Consider the following 19,929-nt stretch of genomic DNA (forward strand, 5'->3'; position numbering starts at 1 on the left):
TAAAGCTATGGCAGATATGTTACAAACATGAGCGTAATGATATAAAACCGCAGAGTTGTTAGCACTCTTTTTAGTTGAGTGCTAATTTTTCCTTGACATTCCTGTTTCGTGGTATTAGTATAAGAATGGTATTGATAAAAATACAAAGACGATGTTTTATTTTTATAGAATATTTGTCTACTTTTATATAATTAATTTTAAGGAGATGTTTATTATGGCTAAACAGGGAAGTTTATCAATTAACAGTGAAAATATTTTTCCTATTATAAAGAAGTGGCTCTATTCTGACCACGATATTTTTATCCGCGAATTAGTGAGCAACGGATGCGATGCGGTTACAAAGCTTAAGAAGCTTGCTGTTATGGGTGAGTTTGAAGAGGCAGATGATGAGAAGTATAAGGTGGAAGTTCGTATTAACCCTACCGATAAGACACTCACTTTTATCGATAATGGTATCGGTATGACGGAAGAGGAAGTAGATGAATACATTAACCAGATTGCTTTTTCCGGTGCCGCTGCTTTTATGGAACAGTATAAAGATAAGGCGAGCGATGAGCAGATTATCGGTCACTTTGGTCTTGGTTTCTACTCTGCATTTATGGTTGCTGATAAGGTTACTATCGATACTCTTTCTTATAAAGAAGGTGCTGCACCGGTTCACTGGGAATGTGACGGCGGCACAGAGTTTGATATGGAAGAGGGCGACAAGACAGAACGTGGTACTGTAATCACACTGTATCTGAATGATGACAGTTATGAATTCTGTAACGAGTTCCGTTGCCGTGAAGTTCTTGATAAGTACTGCTCTTTCATGCCGGTTGAGATTTACTTTGTTAATGAGGAAGAAGAAGAGAAGAAGGCAGAGGAAGCTGCGAAGAAATCCGCTGAAGAAAAGGTTATCGATGTAGAAGCAAAAGATGCGGATTCTAAAGATGCTGACTCCGAAGAAGACGGCGATTCCGAAGTAACTCTTGAGGAAGACGAGGAAGAGGATACTCCTAAGCCAATCAACCAGATTCATCCATTATGGACCAAGCATCCTAATGACTGTACCGATGAAGAATATAAAGAATTTTATCGTGATGTATTCCACGATTATAAAGAGCCTTTATTCTGGATTCATCTGAACATGGACTATCCATTTAACTTAAAAGGTATTCTTTATTTCCCTAAGATCAATACAAAGTACGATACGATCGAAGGAAAAATCAAGTTATATAACAATCAGGTATTTATCGCAGATAACATTAAGGAAGTAATCCCTGAGTACCTCTTATTATTAAAAGGATGTATTGACTGTCCTGATCTTCCACTGAATGTATCAAGAAGTGCATTACAGAATGATGGATTTGTTAAGAAGATTTCTAATTATATTACAAAGAAAGTGGCAGAAAAGCTTTCCGGTATGTGTAAGACAGACCGCGAAAATTATGAAAAATACTGGGATGATATCAGCCCATTCATTAAGTTTGGCTGCATCCGTGATGAGAAGTTCAATGATAAGATGAAAGATTACATCATCTTCAAGAATATGGAAGGCAAATATGTTACTCTTCCGGACTATCTTGAAGCTGGTAAAGAAAAATACGAGAATAACGTCTTCTATATCACAGACGAGGTTGCACAGTCTCAGTACATCAATATGTTTAAAGAGCAGGAAATGGATGCTATTTATCTGACTCACCAGATCGATACAACATTTATCACTCACTTAGAGCAGAGAAATCCTGAAGTGAAATTCCTCCGTATCGACTCCGAACTTACGGATAACTTCAAGGAAGCCATCGATGAGAACGAAGAAAAAGAACTTACTGAGAAGCTTTCTGAGAAGTTTAAAAAGGCAACCGGTGTTGAAAAACTAATCGTAAAAGTTGAAAAACTGAAAAATGCGGACACACCTTCTATGATCACTGTTTCCGAGCAGACAAGACGTATGTCTGAAATGATGGAAATGTACGGAATGAGCAATAGTTCTACCGGACTTGGTGCCGAAGGCGAGACTCTTGTTCTTAACATGAACAATGACCTTGTACAGTATGTTTTAAATAATGACGAAAGCGAAAATACTACAACGATCTGCCAGCAGCTTTATGACCTTGCCCGCCTGGCAAACCATCCATTAAAGCCGGAAGAAATGACTGCATTTGTAGCACGTTCCAATAAGATACTTGCCATTTTAACAAAATAATACTTTTTTGCCTTTTGTTTTCATTGATAAGCAAACCAATCTTCTTATCTATATTTATATATATCTTTATATATTTTTTTACATTTATTTTACGTTTATTTCTCTAAAGTTTGCTAGAGAAATAAAGTCAGATGGCGTATACTAAAAGTGTATGTGTAGTGACAAGTCTTCTGCGCATACACTTTATGTGCAATATATCTTATATAAAAGAAAAGAAGGAAGGAGATTCATTGAAAAGAAGGAAGGTAAAATCTATAAAACAACTGGGGAATACGGGTACACAGTTAGAAAAAGAAGTCGCTGCGATGGAAGAAGCTATGAAGCAGCATAACATAGAGGAGAATTGTCAGAAACTTATTGATGGGCTGATGCCGCAGATTAAAGATATGGAACAAACACTTTACGGTACTTATCACAGAAATATTATTGAATATTCCACCAGCCGTATTAAAACTCCGGAAAGTATTGTGGAAAAGCTCCATCGTAAAAATCGGGAAGTTTCTCTTACTAAGGCATTAGATACGCTTCGTGACCTTGCCGGTGTCCGCATCATCTGTTCTTTTCAGGATGATGTCTATCGGGTAGCTGGAGCAATTAAAAAGCTTCCCGGCTATGAGCTTGTGAAGGAGAAGAATTATATTACAAAGCCAAAGTCTAGCGGCTACCGTAGTATTCACCTTATTTTAAGACCGACAAAAACAACGTCGAACATTAAGTGCATTGAAGTTCAGGTTCGTTCTGCTGCCATGAACTACTGGGCAATTCTCGAACACCAGCTCTGCTATAAGAACGAAAAAAAGGGTGCGGGACGCATCCGCAAAGAATTAAAAGAATGTGCGATTGATATTGCAAAGATTGATAAAAAAATGTTGAAGCTTCGGAAAGAAATCGAGAAGATTTAATATCAGAAAGATATCCTTTCAGTACAAGCGTTTCCATTTACCTTTCCCACAATCTACGATACACTATGTGTAGATTGTGGGATTTTATCGTTATTATACATAATATAGAGAAAGGCATCTTTTTTATGAGTCATACAGAATTTACTACTACGACAAATGAATTTATCGGAACTGCGGCAGGTCATACGATCGGAATGGTGATTCCGAATATCGACCCGGAAGTACGCACACTTTTAAAGATTCCTGAGCAGTATTCTTCTCTTGGCATTCTTACTTCAAGAACCGGTGCTGCCGCACAGGCTTTTTCGGTAGACGAAGCTGCCAAGGCCTGTAATGTGGAACTGCTTATTTTCGAGCTGCCAAGAGATACCGAAGGATACTCCGGTCACGGTAACCTGATCGTCCTTGGTGCATATGATGTAAGCGATGCCAGACGTGCCGTTGAAGTTGCTTTAACACTCATTGATGAAAAGGCTGAACGTATTTATATTAATGAAGTAGGTCATATGGAGATGCACGTCACAGCGAATGCCGGTCCCGTCCTTCACCAGATCTTTGACGCACCACTTGGCAAGGCATTTGGCTTTATCTGTGCCGGCCCTGCCGGAATTGCCATTGTTGCTGCAGATACCGCTGTAAAGTCCTCTCCGGTTGATATTGTATGGTATGGTACCCCTTCCATCAATTTATCACGCACAAACGAGGTCATTATCGGTGTCAGCGGAGATTACGGTGCTGTAAAGAAGGCAGTCGATACCGCTTACGAAAAAGCAAGTGCCCTCATCGAAGTATTCGGACAAAAGCCTGCTTCTATTTTACACTTTAAACCAATAGAAAGCACTGACAAGACAGAGTAAGACGAAGACTACATCCGATGCAAAAGATTTACAAAAAGCGCGGAAATCTATCGTACATCCGATAGGTTCCCACGCTTTTTTCATATAAATTATTTCATTTCACGTGAATTATTTCAAATCATAATCATCTAAAAAATGATGCTTCACTCCATCTTTTTTATAAGCAATCACCGTTTCAATATTAACATTTTCCACGCTCTTAAAAATGTGCGCTTCCACATAAGGATTCTTCTTTTTAAGTTCAGCGATGAGCTGCTTAATCTCTATTCGCTTTGACTGATTCTCTTCATTGTTACATGTCGTACAGGTATCTGTGAACTTGCATGCACACTGGATAAAGCGAAGATCATTATAATCCCTCCATGCCTTAATATCATCTTCACGAATAAGATATAAAGGCCGGATCAGCTCCATTCCTTCAAAATTTGTACTATGCAGCTTCGGCATCATCGTCTGAATCTGCGCTCCGTAAAGCATTCCCATCAGAATCGTCTCAATAACATCATCATAATGATGACCAAGCGCGATCTTATTACATCCTAATTCTTTCGCAAAATTATAAAGATATCCTCTTCTCATTCTCGCACAAAGATAACATGGCGACTTCTCAATATGATATACCGACTCAAAAATATCCGACTCAAAAATATGAACAGGAACCTTTAACTTTCTCGCATTCTCCTCGATCACCTTCCTGTTTTCCGGACTATATCCAGGGTCCATCACCACAAACTTTACTTCAAACGGAAACTTATTATGAAGCTTCAGCTCCTGAAAAAGCTTCGCCATCAACATCGAATCCTTTCCACCGGAAATACAAACCGCAATACAATCCCCCTCTTTTACAAGTTCATACTGGTTAATCGCCTTCGTAAACTTGCACCAGATATTCTTACGAAACTTCTTACGGATACTCTTCTCCACCTGGGCACACACTTCATCTGCTTGCTGATTCTTCATCTGCTCTAAAAGCCATGCTGTGTAACCACCCTTTAAACTAAACGCATCATATCCTCTGTCGCGAAGCTCCTCGGCAAGCTCCTGGCTGATACGCCCTCTCGCACAATAAATAATCAGCTTCTTATCCGCTAAATCCTCTCTTACCTGCGCCGCTTCCTCATCTGCCTTTACAAGTCCCCCCTGATATTTCTCCAAAATAGCATCCTTACTCATGTGGATCGCCCCCGGAATCATTCCGTGTCCGACTTCCACATCGCCTCGCATATCAAGTAATCTATAACTATCCGGCATTAACTGCTCTAATTCATTTATCGTAATATCCATCTGCTTATCCTTTCCAAAAAAAATCACAGAAGAATAATAACACAAAAATACTTGATTTGATAGATTAAAAAGACGAAAAAAGAAAAAATACCATATCCCATCTGCTCTGTAGTCGCTGTGTTTAAAATGCTCGCTCGCATTCTAAACACGCTCCGAAGCCGCATCTGGGATATGGTATTTTTTCTTTTTTCTGACTATCTAAATCTACAATTGGTGAGAATGGAAATTTCCCAGAAAGATATGGCTTTCCAGGAGATTCAATACTAATTTGTAAGGCTAAACAGACGAAAACCAAAAATTTAATATCTATTAGAACGTGAAGATAGTCGTTGCGTAAAAAATGCCTGACCGGCATTTTTACTTACTCCGACATCACATTTTCTTCTATCTTAAATTTCTGCTTTTCTGCTCTTTGGCTCAGATGGAAATTAGTATTTTCGCTTGAGGAAGAATAAGGGGATTGTCCAGAAGGCTGTGGTTTTTATTTGGAATGAAAATCTCCAGAAGAGGGGTATCTTCTTACAATTCAGCACAGAATTTTGTTTTAGCGGCTGTCTGGTTTTGATAACAAATAACAACTTAGTGATTTATGTTGGAAAGATAACAATTTGAGTGTCAATCCTTTAGAATTTAATTTTCCGGAAGACCATCGCCTTCTGGCACATTCCATGTTGTTAAACCGTAGATTTAGATAGTCAGAAAAAAGAAATACTACCCTATCCCAGATGCGGCTTCGGAGCGTGTTTAAGATGCGGACAAGCATTTTAAACACAGCGACTACAGAGCAGATGGGATAGGGTAGTATTTCTTTTTTCGTCTACACGAAATCTACAAATTTGTATTTTTCCACTTCTTCATTATGTAGAAATAATATGGTAATAGTGGTACTAATGCTGCGATCCATGCTGCTGGGTCGGCCATGCAGACGCCGGCGAAGCTGGTTCGTCCGGCTACGAGGGTTACTATCACGCTTCTGGCTACGAGTTCGAAGATTCCTCCGAGCATCGGGATTAAGCCATATCCCATTCCCTGTAATGTATTTCTATACAGGAAAATGCTTCCGAGGAATGGGTAGAACCACAGTACGGTATGGAAGTATGTGACTGCTACGTTGATAACTTCTGTTTCTGAGGGGCTGATGAAGAGATAGGTCATGTATTTTCCGAAGAAAAACATGGCAATCATGTCGATGATGCTCCACGCCCAGATCATGTACTGTGTACAGCGTACGCCTTGTTTTACACGTTCCATTTTGCCGGCTCCGCGGTTTTGTCCTACGTATGTGGCGATGGTTGCTCCAAATGCGACGAATACTGTCATAAATATATTCTGCAGTTTTCCGGCTGCTGAGAATCCTGCCATGCAGTTTTCGCCGTAAATGTTAATAGCTCCCTGTACGATGATTGTTCCGATTGCGGTGATGGAGAACTGGAGTGCCATTGGTATGCCCAGTCCTAAGAGTTTTCCAAATGATTTAAATGAGATGCGGAAATCTTCTTTTTTCAGGCGAAGGATTGGAAACTTTTTGCAGATGTAAATAAAGCATAAGAATGCGGAGACTGCCTGTGCGATTACAGTGGCATAGGCGCATCCTTCTACGCCCATTCCTATTACTACGATAAATACGATGTCTAATACTACATTGATTGCGGCGGAAATCATGAGGAAGTACAGTGGGGAACGGGAATCTCCTAAGGCACGTAAAAATGCGGATAATGCATCATAGGCTACTGTGACAAGTAATCCCATATAAATAATTCCCATATACCCTTTTACCGCCGGCATAATTTCATCGGAATAATTCATCATACGAAGAATTGGTTCATTTGCTATGGAGAATCCGATGGTCATTACAAGGGCAAATGCGATGGATAAATAAATGGACATCGCAACATAATGCCGCATCCTGTCATATTGTTTTGCGCCAAAGCTTTGTGCTACCATGATGGCAAATCCACTGGTAAGACCGTTAAGCCAGCCTATTACAAAGAACATTAATGCTCCTGTGCTTCCGATTGCTGCAAGGGCCTGCACCCCCAAAAACTGTCCCGCAACAATAGAATCTACTACATTATAAAACTGCTGGAATAAATTTCCTAAACACATAGGAATCATAAACTGAATAATCAGCTTCGCCGGACTTCCAACAGTCATATCATTAATTGTCGTTTTTGACATATTTTACACTCCTTTTCACTTTTATGTACTTTCGGAATCTTTTTGTGCTTGATTTTGTGAGAAGATTTTTTGTCAGTCGCAAAAGCAAGTGCAAGAAAAACTCCGAGAGTACATTTTTTTAAAATACCCCGATATTCTTGAATAATTTAAGATTATTTGACTTTTGGGCCCTAATATCATATTATAACTCTTTAGGAAAATAACTACAATACTTATTGGAGAGGAGAATTACCATGCATGTAGGACGAAAAACACAAAAGAGAGAGAAATCTGCGATGTCTGTTTCTCTTTACGGCAATTTACTTTTTGTCGTGATCGAGCTTGTTATGGCAATATTAACTGGTTCGCAGGCGGTTTTACTTGATGCAGTTTATGACGGGATTGAATTTGTCATGCTTCTGCCATCGCTGTTTCTGATTCCTTTTCTTTATCGACCGTCAAGTGAACAACATCCTTTTGGCTACACACAGATTGAGACGTTGTTTATTGTAATCAAAGGTATCACTATGACTGCCGTTACATTTGGTCTGATTTTTAATAATATCAATCTGATGATACATGGCGGACATATTATTTCTTTTAATACAGTTGCATACTTTGAATTATTTGCCTGTGTTCTGGGTATTATTGTTACTGTTTATCTTTACATAAAAAATAAATCCATGCACTCTCCTCTTATTAACATGGAAATGCAGGGCTGGCGTATGGACAGTGTGGTTTCTTTAGGTATGGCATGTGCCTTTTTACTGCCGATATGTATTCCGTTTGCATGGTTTAGAAATCTGGTTCCTTACCTTGATCAGATTATTACGGTTGTCCTTTCTCTTATTATGATTCCAACACCGATTCATACGGTGATTACCGGAATTCGTGATCTTATGCTGATTCCGCCGGAAGAGGAAACGATCGAGGACATTAAATCGACCGTAGAACCGATTATCGGTATCTACGGCCATAAAAATCTTTATTATGATATTGTAAGAACCGGAAGGAAGTTATGGATCAGTGTCTATATCACTTTTGATAAAGATATTGTCTCCCTGTCTAAGTTCAAACTCCTGCAAGATGAATGCATTCTTGCTCTTACAAAAAAATATCCTGACTTTTACTTTGAATTACTTCCCGATATTGAATTTACCGGTCTTGAGGAGAATTTGAATTCTTTTTAATATGTATTTCCGGAATCGCTACGTTCTCATACGTGATAAACTCATCTTTTCTCTTTTCCGGCGATTCCTCGCTCTTGCCTTCTCCGATATGGAGTTCCGGCATGGCGAGATTCTCGCTGGATACCTTGTAGTCTGTATGATGTTTTTCGTGTTTTACTTTTTTCTTTTTACCAAACATAAAAATCCCCCTGATTTTCCTTGGATATGTGTTATAAAATATTTATAAAAAATGTAATTGCGAGACTGTTTAGGAAATCTGCAAATAAACTTCCGACCAGCGGTACTAATAAAAATGCTTTTACAGATGGGGCATACTTTTCACATACTGCCTGCATATTGGCCATTGCATTTGGCGTTGCTCCCATACCAAATCCGCATACTCCGGATGACAGGACTGCGGCATCATAGTCTCTTCCCATAACGTTAAATACAACGATATATGTGTACAGAAACATAAGGATTGTCTGTCCTGCAAGCAAGGTAATTAACGGTAATGCCAGATCGGCAAGCTGCCATAACTTCAGTGTTATCATTGCGATACCAAGGAAAAGAGACAGACTGATTCCGCCGATATCATTGATCTCACCCATATAAATAGTAAACTTGCCGGAATACTCTCCGATATTTCTCATGCATGCTGCTGCGATCATCGCTCCGATATAGATTGGGAAAGTCATCCCTGTAAGTGATAACAGCTTAGAAATAATCGTTCCAATTCCGATGGCGATAATCAACTGGAACACAGCGGAAGGATACATACTGGCATGACGTTCATGCTTCTTCTCGTCTTCGATTAACAGGCTGTCATCTTCCGCAATTACTGTATCTAACAGATTCTTCTTTTCAATGAGGCGTTTCCCGACCGGTCCGCCCATCACACTTCCGGCAATTAAACCAAATGTCGCTGCCGCTGTACATAATGTACTGGCTCCCTTCACACCAAAGTCTTCAAGAACCGGACCAAATGCTCCTGCGGTTCCATGCCCTCCGATCATCGGAATCGAGCCTGTACAAAGCCCTACTAGCGGACTTATGTGCAAAAGCTTTGCAAGCCCGATCGCAATGAAATTCTGGCATAAGATTAATGTGATCACCAGTCCCAGAAAAACAATTAATGACTTTCCACCACTTTTTAGTACTTTTAAATTCGCCTGAAATCCTACCGAGGTAAAGAAAAATACCATACCGACTTCTTTTAAAATATCATCAAAAGAAAACTCTGCGATTCCGGTCACATAACAAAGGCAGGTAAAGATGGCAAATATCACACCACCGATTACCGGTGCCGGTATACAAAACCTCTCTAAAAGGCTTACTCTTTCTTTTAAAAACTTTCCTAACATCAGAACAACGACCGCTACAGCAATTGTCTGATACATATCTAATTGAATCTTCATAAACCATTCCCCTAATCCGCTATATTTATACCACATTCCTCATAGTATGCTGCCGCACCTTCATGAAACGGAATGGTAACTCCCTCTACTGCTGTCTTCTCATCAATAGAAATATCTACCGGTAAAGAGTACTGCAATTCCTCTTTATTTTTAAATAAAATCTTCGTGATATCCTTTACTGTATCTGCGGAAAGCTTATCACTCGCAAGAAGCACTGCCTTTACACCAACTGTCTGTATGTCCTCCGTCTGCCCTTGATAGGTTTCTTTTGGAATCGTACAGTCTGTATAAAACTTATAGGTTCTCTTTAATTTATCTGCGCTCTTTTCGTCAATGTTCAAAAGACGAATCTCGCACTTCTTCGCCAGTTCTCCGATTGCGGTTGTCTGTGCTCCTGCCGTACAGAAAAAGGCATCGATCGTACCTGCTTTTAATTCCTGCGCCGCATTCGTATAATCCAGATTCACCTCATCAACAAGGTTGTCATTCAAACCATAGACCGCAAGAATCTGCTTCGCATTCTGTTCCGTACCAGACTCTTCTTCTCCTACGCTGACTCTCTTATCCTGCAGATCCTCTATCGTATTGATCCCTGAATCTGCACGCACAACAACCTGACATGCCTCGGTATACAATGCTGCTACGGCACTGTATCCGCCATGCTTCTTTTTGTTTTCAAAAATACCTGTTCTCTCATATGCATCATTAGTTAAATCCATCTGTGCAATCGCCATCTGAATATAGCCATCGGAAAGCAGACGAAGATTTGCCGCAGAACCTGCTGTCGTCTTTACTTCCATGCTATACTTCTTATTCTTTGACGTCACCAGATTCGCAAACGTATCACCGAACACACGATATGTTCCTCCAAGACCAGCCGCGCCAAACTTGATTTTTCGTGTATTCATGCCACATCCTGTCAAAAGACTCGCAAGCATAAGGATGCACATACAAAGAGAAATCCATCTTTTTTTCACAAAATCACCCCTTCATTCCTCATAGTTTCTTTCCTCTTTTAACTTTTTATCTCAGTCGAGAAGACTCCCACCTCTTTCAGAAGTTTCACGGCTGCTCGACTTGAATATAGAAGATATGTTTTAATAGAATATATCTTTTATAGAAGATATATTGCTCTTCCCGATACATATCTCTAAATATGCCAAGTTATTCTATCATATTCTTGCAAATAATTCATTAATATTTCTATATTTCTATTGACATTTTCTCATATATCATTTATAATTTAATTACAGTAATAATTACTATTTTTATTTACATGAGTTACTACAAGATTTTGAAATTTAGGAGATATGTACTTGCGAAGTTTTTGTATTTGATTTTGTAAGAAGAGTTTTTCAAGACTGCGAGAGTACATGAATCAGAAAAGGAGAAGAAGATATGGCTAAGTTTTATCGTTCCGAAGACAGAACAGTTTTATTTGAATTATTTGGTGCAGGCACATCTGTAGAGAATCTGAAGAACCTGAAGGCGAACACAACAGATGCCGCTGTTGAAAAGCATGTACCTGTAGTAACACAGGATGGGAATAAGGTTAGTGTTGCAGTTTCTTCTGTAGAACACCCAATGCTTCCTGAACATTATATTATGGGCGTATACATTGAGACAAAGAACGGCGGACAGCTTCATAGATTCCAACCAGGAGATACACCGAAGGCTACTTTTACTTTAGCAGATGGTGATGAATTCGTAGCAGCTTACGAATACTGCAACCTTCATGGATTATGGAAGTCCGAATAATCACAGCAATACTATACTATATGAATCATAGCATCTAAACACAAATGGTGTCACAGTAATGGTCTAATGACCATAACTGACGGCACCATTTTTTTGTGTTCTGTTCAAGAATGTCTCCCCACTGATACTGATTTGTTGCCCGCCACCTACAGAGGTGGGAGTCATCTCACATGTGATATAAGGAATCGCCGCTTGACTTTAGTACGATTTCAGACTATAATAAGTACGAAATCAGACTAAGTATTTATGAAAGGAGTATTTTATGCAAAATTCTACTTCTGTTACACCATATATGAGCTCTAATTTACGGGAATATAATCGAATTTATAAAGAAGTGAATGATATTTACCGGGAGACTGCCGCCAGATTTGGGCTTTCTAACAGCGCATTTGATATTTTATATACAATCTGTGAAGTTGGCGATGGGTGCCTGCAGCGTGATGTGTGCGATGCTACTTTTATTCCCAAACAGACGGTACATTCATCCATCCGTAAACTAGAACAGGAAGGTTATCTTACTCTTTCTAGCGGAAAAGGACGGAGTAAACACATTCATTTGACAGAAAGTGGGCATATTTTATTAAATGAAACTATTTTCCCTATTGTTGAAGCGGAGAATGAAGCTTTTCTTGAATTAAGTCAGGAAGAATGTAAATTATTACTGAAGTTACATGGAAAATATGTCACTGCTTTACGGAATAAGTTTTCCAAACTTTAATGTACAGGATTTTTATGTACAAGATTTTTCAGGTTTTTTTCAGAATTTTTGACAGGATTTTTTGCCATCATTATTTACGAAAGGATTTATTTTATGCAAATTCAATTATCAGAACATTTTACTTACAGAAAGCTTCTGCGTTTTGTTCTGCCTTCTATTATTATGATGATTTTTACTTCCATTTACAGTGTGGTAGACGGGCTTTTTGTATCAAACTTTGTCGGTAAGACTGCGCTTGCTGCAATTAATCTAACTCTTCCTATCCTAATGGGACTGTCCGCTCTCGGTTTTATGATCGGTACAGGAGGAAGTGCCATTGTTGCAAGAATGCTTGGAGAAAAAAAAGAAGATAAGGCTAATGCGTATTTTTCCATGCTCGTTTATGCAACGATGCTTGGAGGAATCTTTCTTTCCGTTCTTGGTGCGATTCTGATTCCTTCTATTTGTTCCTTACTTGGCGCAAAAGGAGCGCTTTTATCTGACTGTGTTTTATATGCAAGACTTTCTTTTATCTCTCTGCCTGCATTTATGCTGCAGAATGTTTTTCAGAGTTTCTTTGTCACTGCCGAAAAACCGCATCTTGGTCTTTATGTTATCATTGCCGCCGGCATGACAAATATGGTTCTTGACTTTTTATTTGTTGGGGGTTGGGGATTTGGACTTGCGGGTGCTGCGATTGCAACGGTATGTGGCGAATTGATTGGAGGGCTTTTTCCGGTAATTTATTTTTCCAGAAAGAATTCCAGCTTGCTTCATCTTGGTAAAACACACTGGAATGGACGAGTTTTTTTGCAGACTTGTATTAACGGTTCTTCTGAACTTATGACAAACCTTTCAAGTTCTATTGTAAACTCTCTTTACAATATACAGCTTATGAAGTTTGCCGGTGAGAATGGCGTTGCCGCCTATGGAACAATGATGTATATTAACTTTGTTTTCCTGGCTATCTTTTTTGGTTATTCTATCGGAAGCGCACCAATCATCAGTTATCATTATGGTTCAGGAAACCACGATGAACTGAAGAATCTGTTTAAGAAAAGTCTTACGCTTGTCGGAACCTGGGGAATCATGCTTGCCCTTTTGTCACAGCTGCTTGCTTCTCCTCTTTCTAAGCTTTTTGTTGGATATGATGCCGAGCTTTTTGCCATGACAGAACACGGTTTCCGCATTTATTGTCTTGCTTACCTGATTAATGGCTTCAATATATTCGGTTCCTCCTTCTTTACCGCACTGAACAACGGTGTTATATCCGCCGCAATTTCCTTCCTGCGTACCCTGGTCTTCCAGATTATTATGATCCTTTTACTTCCAACATTATTGGGAATCAATGGAATCTGGAGCGCTGTCGGAATTGCAGAATTAATGACATTATGCGTAACTATCACCTTCTTCATCAAGCAAAGAAAAAAATATCACTATGTTTAGTTTTACTATTTAATTCATTAGGGAACAGACGAAAAAAGAAACAATACCATATCCCATCTGCTCTGTAGTCGCTGTGTTTAAGATGTTCATCCGCATCTTAAACACGCTCCGAAGCCGCATCTGGGATATGGTATTGTTTCTTTTTTCTGTGTTTTGGCTCCAGAAGGAATGAATGCAATAGTCTTTGGAGAGAGATGGGGGAGAAATCAGAAGACTACTGCTTGCTCGGAAGATGTATCGTCAGAAGCTTAGATGCTTTCTTTAACGAACAGTAAAGAGAGAGGGCAGTGTCATTTTCCAAAAAATTAGAGAAGTCCCCTTTAGATTCATTGTATACTCTAATTCAAGAATACCTCGGTATTCTTGCTACGAGATGTGCATCATGTAACGTATGACATACATCGAGACAAACGATATATCGCAACAATATAATGATAAATTTATCATGTATAGTGATAGCTTGCAGTATCATCTTATCATCATTGAAACTTGAAAAAAGGTTCAGCATAGTGGAGAGAGTAAGTAGTAGACTCCTGACCTCTCCTCCTTCTCTTCTCAAAACTATTGCATTCATTCCTTCTGGAGCCAACAAGCAGAAAATAAAAATAATAGACCATTGCAAATGTAATGTGAGAGCAAATAAAAATGCCGAACAGGCATTTTCTACGCGGTGATATCTTTACAGTTGCAATGGTCTATTATTTTTATTTTCGTCTGTTTTCCTCTAATGAATCAAATAGTTAAATCTTCCATTGTTATATTTTTTGCAATATAGTATAATGGAGAGAAAACTAGAGGAGATTTTTTGTATGAAAAAGAATAATTTTTTTACCAGCTTGCCTTTCAAACTCTTAATGGGTGTTTTTCTCGGTATCTGTATTGGGCTTGTGCTTAATTATGCCGATGGCAATGCTGCGACAAGGGCCATTTTAAATGTGGTTGTAACTGCAAAGTATATTTTAGGACAGTTGATTAATTTCTGTGTTCCTTTAATTATCATCGGATTTATCGCACCTTCTATCACAAAGCTTGGCGGCCATGCTTCACGTATGCTTGGGGTTGCTATTGTTATTGCTTACGTTTCCTCATTAGGTGCTGCACTATTTTCTACAGTTTCCGGATATGCACTGATTCCACATCTTTCTATCAGTTCGGCAGCAGATAAACTGAAAACGCTTCCCGATGTTGTATTTGAACTTTCCATTCCACAGATTATGCCGGTTATGAGTGCACTTGTTTTATCTATTTTACTTGGACTGGCTGCAGCATGGACGAAAGCAGATTTGATTGCAGCTTTTTTAGATGAATTTCAGAAAGTTGTTCTTGCTATCGTTTCGAAAATCATCATTCCGATTCTTCCATTTTTTATCGGTCTGACATTCTGCTCACTTGCATATGAAGGAACTATTACAAAACAGCTTCCTGTTTTCCTTAAAGTTATTGTTATTGTTTTAGTTGGTCATTTCATCTGGATGACTTTGCTTTATGTACTTGCCGGAGTTTATTCAGGTGAGAATCCATTAGATATTATAAAAAATTATGGGCCTGCTTATCTGACTGCAGTAGGAACTATGTCTTCTGCTGCTACTCTTGCTGTTGCCCTGCAGTGTGCTGAGAAATGTAAACCACTCAGAAAAGATATGGTACAGTTCGGTATCCCGCTGTTTGCAAATATTCATCTGTGCGGTTCCGTTCTTACAGAAGTATTCTTCTGCATGACAGTTTCTAAAATTCTTTATGACACAGTACCAACACCTGGAACAATGATTCTTTTCTGCGTACTTCTTGGAGTATTTGCTATTGGAGCACCTGGCGTACCTGGCGGAACAGTTATGGCATCCTTAGGACTTATTACAGGAGTTCTTGGATTCGGAGATTCCGGAACTGCATTAATGCTTACTATCTTTGCATTACAGGATAGTTTTGGAACAGCCTGCAATGTAACGGGCGACGGAGCTTTAACGCTTATTCTTACTGGATATACAAAACGACATAATATAGAAGAGCAAACAATTGAACGCATAGATTTGTAAATCCTGATTTGTAGATTTGGTAATAGACGAAAAAAGAAACAAATAATACATCCCATCTGCTCTGTAGTCGCTGTATTTAATATGCTCATCCGCATCTTAAATACGCTCCCAAGCCGCATCTGGGATGTATTATTTGTTTCTTTTTTCTGACTATTCTCAATCTACAGTTGGCGAGAATGGGGATTTCCCAGAAGGTTATGGATTCTCTGGAAATTAAAGCCTAAAGGATTGACGCATTTCTTCTGGAGAAACCCCTTATTTTTTCCACACAAAATCCTGATTTCATCTGGTGCCAATAAACAGAAATCCAAAAACGTTATATAGAATAAAATGTGATGTCGGAGCAAGTAAAAATGCCGGTCAGGCATTTTCTACGCCGCGACTATCTTCACATTTTATTCTATATAACGTTTCTGGGTTTCGTTTCTTTAATCCATCAAATCAGAATTTTTGCCAAAATCATTCCAATTTCGAAAGCTGCAATTCCCCCAAATACATCTGCAATTACATGCTGTTTTATAAATAATGTTGATGCAAATATCCCCAGTGACATAAGAATCGTTGCCACTCGATAATAGTTAGTTCTCTTTTCTGTTTTGAAATTCATTTTGTAGGCGGCACGTATGCAGCACCAGCTCTCTAAACAGTGAATAGACGGAAATAGGTTGACGGGAGCATCTACAGAGTAGATAAAGCGAACAAGCTGACTGAATATATCTGTTCCTGTAATTTCCGGCCGGGTTAATGTGGTTGGAAACAATATAAAGAAGAATAGACAGATGACTTTGGAAAGAATATCTCCAAGTACAAACTGATAGCACAGTTTTTTGCTGTCTCTGCCAATTAATATGTAATTCAATGCCCACTGGACATATGCCAGTACATAAAATATGACAAATGGTGTCAGCAGTGGAATCTTTTCATCTAACGAGATTGCCAGTGAGTAAAAAGATAAGTGGTTTCGAAGTTGTGCCACACCTATGTAGATACAGTTATTTATGAGTAAAGCTGCGATAATCGGCAGGATTGCATACTTTGGCAGTAAATTATTGAATCGTTCTTTTATGTTCGAGTGCATGACCAATGACCTCCCCCATCTTGACGGGCACTTCTTTTGCCAGTGCAGAACTTTGTAAAATGTCCTCGCGTACCTGAACTTGTTCTGGCTCAATCAGTACGATAATTGTAGAACCTCCATATTGGAAATATCCTTTTTCTTTTCCTCTTATGGCGTTTCCTTTTTCTTCATGATTGACAATCCGTCCAACAAGCATTGCGCCAACTTCCATCTGTGCTATTGTGCCAAACTTTTCTGTCCGAATTAATGTGTATTCTCTGCTATTCTCAGTAAACACAGGAACTTCCCGGAGGGCAACGGGTCTTACCGTATGTAAACGTCCTGGAATAAAAAAGTTTCTACTCTTTTGCCCGGAATCCACATAACAATATCTATGATAGTGATTTACACACAAACGGTATACAAGGCAGTATCCCCCATGGTAACGCTGTGCCAGCTTTTTGCTGTGCAACAGAGAGGAAATTGTATAATGGCTCTGCTTTACGGGAAAAACGGTATTCTCTTTTATTTTCCAGACAGATAATAGACCGTCACATGGTGCGATCAAATGATTTTCCTCCATATCTATTGGACGCTTGCCCTGTTTTATTTTCCTTGAAAAAAAATCATTAAAACTTTTTATATCTGTTGTTTCATAATCTGATAATTGGATTGCATTTTGCTTTACAAATGGTTTAATAAGAAATGAAGACAATTCAGAATCTAAAAAATGCCCACAGATACGAGAAAGCCGTGGGCCGGTTAACGGTTTTAAAAGAAATCTTCCTGGAACTGTATTATATAAAAATTCTAGGATAGTCATATGTAAATCTCCTGTCTGTAATCTCTTAATTCTTAAAATTTATGTACAAAAACCCCCATAGTATTCTCATAAAATACTACAAAGTTTAAATGTTTATATGAAAGCTTTATTTTTTCAAAAATTTCAACGCAAAAATCAAAACAACGCACTCTACCGCACCAAAGAAAATCATAGTAGCGATTCCCTTATTCTGCGGCTTTTTAATCTGTATTTTTGAAATAAACAGGCCGCCTGTAATTAACATAACTCCAAAATACAAAAATGTCAGGTCTGCACGAATAAGCATATGTATAAGCAGTACTGCCGGGAAAATTAATGCTGCAGACGTTACTGGTAATCCTGTATAAATTTTGGCTCCTGTCTCATCTCTGTTCTGGTCTTCTTCTTCCATCACGTTAAAATAGGCCAGGCGAATCATTGCAGCAAGTACATACAAAACAGCAATCAGGCTTAAAACAATCTGTGTCTGTAAAGTATAGTGCGTGAGCAGATAGCGGGTCACTCCAGATAAATCAGGAATACACATCGTATAGCGAAGCATTGCGATTCCTATACATGCCGGCAGCATACCAAAAGCTATCAAATCTGACAGTGAATCTATCTGAATTCCAAATTTTTTCATCTGTGTTGTGCGGTCTTTTTTGCTTCTGGCTACTTTTCCATCAAATGTATCACACAGTCCGGAAAAAAGCAGAAAAAACATACCAAGGTATGGATGCCCCATCCCATTTAGACAAAGCATAATTCCTATTGTTCCCGACATTAGTGACAAATAAGTAAGTATCACTGTGTAATCATAAAATCCTATCATTTTCATTCTCCAATTTCTTTTTTCTCTTAATCGTTACATATCCTATCAAAACTGCAGTCAGACTTACAAAGATACAGACATAAAAAGACAGGCCTCTGCTAAACATTTCAAGCTGAAATGTGGCTTCCCTGCTCATAAGCTGCTGATATCCCTTCAACATCAGATAATCTGTCACTCCCATTCCTCCCGGAATCGGGACACAGTTTGAACCCATAACAACATAAATCTGTGTTGCTAATAACTGTGGAAGCTTTCGTAAATCTCCATGCAATGCTGCAAAGGAAAAAAGTGTTACGATAATCTGCGACAATCTCTGTAACAGATTCAGGATATACACCTTCCATAACATTCTCTTTCCATCAAAAATCACATCCACAAGACTACTATACTTCTCGATAGAAACTTCCAGTTTCTTTTCTAACTTATCTGCAAGCCTCCCACAATGAATCATCCGTAAAATCCGGACAAAACAGGCACCGAAAGATTCAATCAATGCCTGCCTTCTCAGCAGAAGATAAAAGATGATCCCAAGCCCTGCTAAAGCTAAACCACCTGCCACGATCAACACCCGGCACCCGATACTGAAATTCAGAAAAACTTCCGGAAAAATAAAAATATCTACCAGCCCGATCGTCAGAATCGCAAGGGTATACATAATAAGATTCAGTAGCAGCGCAGCCATAACCGCTGTTCCTGCTATCCCATCCTTCAGCATAAAATATGCACTTGCCGGCTGTCCTCCCGAAGCAGATGGCGTAATTGCAGAAAAATACACATCTGCCGCCGAATAAACAAAGCCATGGCTTCTCTTTGCCGGATATCCCATATGCCGGACAAGAACTCTTAACGCTTCCCCTTCAAAATAAATAAAACCAAGCATACTCACTGATGCCAGCAGAATACCTTCCCAGGATGCCTCTTTTAAACTCGCTGTTAATTCGTTCAAAGAGATGCCGCTCCCCCGAAACACCGTATAAATCGTTATTATGGCAAAAACAGAAACCACAATAACACCAATTATTTTCTTTAAGTTCTGTTGAATTATACTTTTTTCTTTCATAAATATGCATTTCTTATGTATCTTTCCCAATAACTATCCCTGTAACTCCAAATCAAATGCATGTAAAACCTGCCTGTTATTCTTGTGAAATGTTCCTCTTTTTGTTTGTGTAAATCTTAACACTAGTTATAACTATAACATACGGTGCTAGAATATAAATAGTACAAGTCAAAATGAGAATTCCTAATCTAATATTTCATGGTACAATGTAGGTACCGCACTGAAGGAGGATCTCATTATGGCAAAGCACTATGACAAACAGTTTAAAC

17 protein-coding genes are annotated in these 19,929 nt (G+C 38.8%); 8 read left to right on the plus strand and 9 right to left on the minus strand.

Annotation, left to right across the window (positions count from 1 at the left end):
• Positions 1 to 214 precede the first annotated feature (214 nt).
• The 3 genes from htpG to pduB all read left to right on the plus strand — a co-directional run bounded on the left by htpG (position 215) and on the right by pduB (position 3,947).
• Positions 215 to 2,188, plus strand: a complete 1,974-nt coding sequence (gene htpG, locus FYJ25_RS04850; RefSeq protein ID WP_154580686.1) for a molecular chaperone HtpG — start codon at positions 215 to 217, stop codon at positions 2,186 to 2,188.
• A gap of 230 nt (positions 2,189 to 2,418) precedes the next feature.
• The gene (locus FYJ25_RS04855) at positions 2,419 to 3,090 is read left to right on the plus strand and encodes a GTP pyrophosphokinase (protein WP_167513773.1); all 672 of its coding nucleotides are present in this window, start codon (positions 2,419 to 2,421) and stop codon (positions 3,088 to 3,090) included.
• Positions 3,091 to 3,215: 125 nt separating this feature from the next.
• Positions 3,216 to 3,947: a propanediol utilization microcompartment protein PduB gene (gene pduB, locus FYJ25_RS04860; RefSeq protein ID WP_216412514.1), complete on the plus strand. Its 732-nt coding sequence runs from the start codon at positions 3,216 to 3,218 to the stop codon at positions 3,945 to 3,947.
• Positions 3,948 to 4,055: 108 nt separating this feature from the next.
• On the opposite strand, the gene FYJ25_RS04865 is transcribed toward pduB, so the two are convergent.
• Positions 4,056 to 5,231 (minus strand): PP-loop family protein, encoded by a 1,176-nt coding sequence (locus FYJ25_RS04865; RefSeq protein WP_154580689.1) that lies wholly within the window; start codon positions 5,229 to 5,231, stop codon positions 4,056 to 4,058.
• Positions 5,232 to 6,059: 828 nt separating this feature from the next.
• Positions 6,060 to 7,409: an MATE family efflux transporter gene (locus FYJ25_RS04870; protein ID WP_154580690.1), complete on the minus strand. Its 1,350-nt coding sequence runs from the start codon at positions 7,407 to 7,409 to the stop codon at positions 6,060 to 6,062.
• 233 nt (positions 7,410 to 7,642) lie between these two features.
• Between FYJ25_RS04870 and FYJ25_RS04875 the strand changes: the two genes are divergently transcribed.
• The gene (locus FYJ25_RS04875; RefSeq protein WP_154580691.1) at positions 7,643 to 8,578 is read left to right on the plus strand and encodes a cation diffusion facilitator family transporter; all 936 of its coding nucleotides are present in this window, start codon (positions 7,643 to 7,645) and stop codon (positions 8,576 to 8,578) included.
• Here the strand turns inward: FYJ25_RS04875 and FYJ25_RS04880 are convergent.
• From FYJ25_RS04880 to FYJ25_RS04890, 3 genes are read right to left on the minus strand one after another with little or no spacing between them, the layout of a single operon-like run.
• The gene (locus tag FYJ25_RS04880) at positions 8,544 to 8,756 is read right to left on the minus strand and encodes a hypothetical protein (protein WP_154580692.1); all 213 of its coding nucleotides are present in this window, start codon (positions 8,754 to 8,756) and stop codon (positions 8,544 to 8,546) included. The genes FYJ25_RS04875 and FYJ25_RS04880 overlap by 35 nt on opposite strands.
• Before the next feature lie 31 nt (positions 8,757 to 8,787).
• Positions 8,788 to 9,975, minus strand: coding sequence for a sodium/glutamate symporter (gene gltS, locus FYJ25_RS04885; protein WP_154580693.1), 1,188 nt, complete (start codon positions 9,973 to 9,975; stop codon positions 8,788 to 8,790).
• Positions 9,976 to 9,986: 11 nt separating this feature from the next.
• Positions 9,987 to 10,925: a TAXI family TRAP transporter solute-binding subunit gene (locus tag FYJ25_RS04890; protein WP_154580697.1), complete on the minus strand. Its 939-nt coding sequence runs from the start codon at positions 10,923 to 10,925 to the stop codon at positions 9,987 to 9,989.
• Between the two features lie 448 nt (positions 10,926 to 11,373).
• On the opposite strand from FYJ25_RS04890, the gene FYJ25_RS04895 reads away from it, so the two are divergent.
• The 4 genes from FYJ25_RS04895 to FYJ25_RS04910 all read left to right on the plus strand — a co-directional run bounded on the left by FYJ25_RS04895 (position 11,374) and on the right by FYJ25_RS04910 (position 15,909).
• Positions 11,374 to 11,733 carry a desulfoferrodoxin family protein gene (locus FYJ25_RS04895; protein ID WP_021906808.1) on the plus strand — a complete coding sequence of 120 codons (360 nt, stop codon included), beginning with the start codon at positions 11,374 to 11,376 and terminating at the stop codon, positions 11,731 to 11,733.
• A 262-nt stretch (positions 11,734 to 11,995) separates the two neighbouring features.
• Positions 11,996 to 12,451 (plus strand): MarR family winged helix-turn-helix transcriptional regulator, encoded by a 456-nt coding sequence (locus FYJ25_RS04900; RefSeq protein WP_096241024.1) that lies wholly within the window; start codon positions 11,996 to 11,998, stop codon positions 12,449 to 12,451.
• Between the two features lie 93 nt (positions 12,452 to 12,544).
• Positions 12,545 to 13,876 carry an MATE family efflux transporter gene (locus tag FYJ25_RS04905; protein WP_154580694.1) on the plus strand — a complete coding sequence of 444 codons (1,332 nt, stop codon included), beginning with the start codon at positions 12,545 to 12,547 and terminating at the stop codon, positions 13,874 to 13,876.
• A gap of 809 nt (positions 13,877 to 14,685) precedes the next feature.
• On the plus strand, positions 14,686 to 15,909 hold the full coding sequence (locus FYJ25_RS04910) for a dicarboxylate/amino acid:cation symporter (RefSeq protein WP_096241681.1): 1,224 nt from the start codon (positions 14,686 to 14,688) through the stop codon (positions 15,907 to 15,909).
• Positions 15,910 to 16,345: 436 nt separating this feature from the next.
• Here the strand turns inward: FYJ25_RS04910 and FYJ25_RS04915 are convergent, their stop codons facing one another.
• The 4 genes from FYJ25_RS04915 to FYJ25_RS04930 all read right to left on the minus strand — a co-directional run bounded on the left by FYJ25_RS04915 (position 16,346) and on the right by FYJ25_RS04930 (position 19,660).
• A complete protein-coding gene (locus FYJ25_RS04915) occupies positions 16,346 to 16,987 on the minus strand; it encodes a phosphatase PAP2 family protein (RefSeq protein ID WP_154580695.1) in 642 nt (213 codons plus the stop codon).
• Entirely contained in the window at positions 16,956 to 17,789 is an 834-nt protein-coding gene (locus FYJ25_RS04920) for a phosphatidylserine decarboxylase (RefSeq protein ID WP_096241027.1), read from the minus strand. The genes FYJ25_RS04915 and FYJ25_RS04920 overlap by 32 nt, the downstream gene beginning before the upstream one ends.
• 106 nt (positions 17,790 to 17,895) lie before the next feature.
• Positions 17,896 to 18,600, minus strand: coding sequence for a CDP-alcohol phosphatidyltransferase family protein (locus tag FYJ25_RS04925; protein ID WP_022169485.1), 705 nt, complete (start codon positions 18,598 to 18,600; stop codon positions 17,896 to 17,898).
• Positions 18,584 to 19,660: a lysylphosphatidylglycerol synthase transmembrane domain-containing protein gene (locus tag FYJ25_RS04930; protein WP_154580696.1), complete on the minus strand. Its 1,077-nt coding sequence runs from the start codon at positions 19,658 to 19,660 to the stop codon at positions 18,584 to 18,586. Before FYJ25_RS04930 ends, FYJ25_RS04925 begins: the two co-directional genes overlap by 17 nt.
• Positions 19,661 to 19,929 lie beyond the last annotated feature (269 nt).

This window comes from Anaerobutyricum soehngenii (assembly GCF_009697165.1).
GTDB lineage: Bacteria > Bacillota > Clostridia > Lachnospirales > Lachnospiraceae > Anaerobutyricum > Anaerobutyricum soehngenii.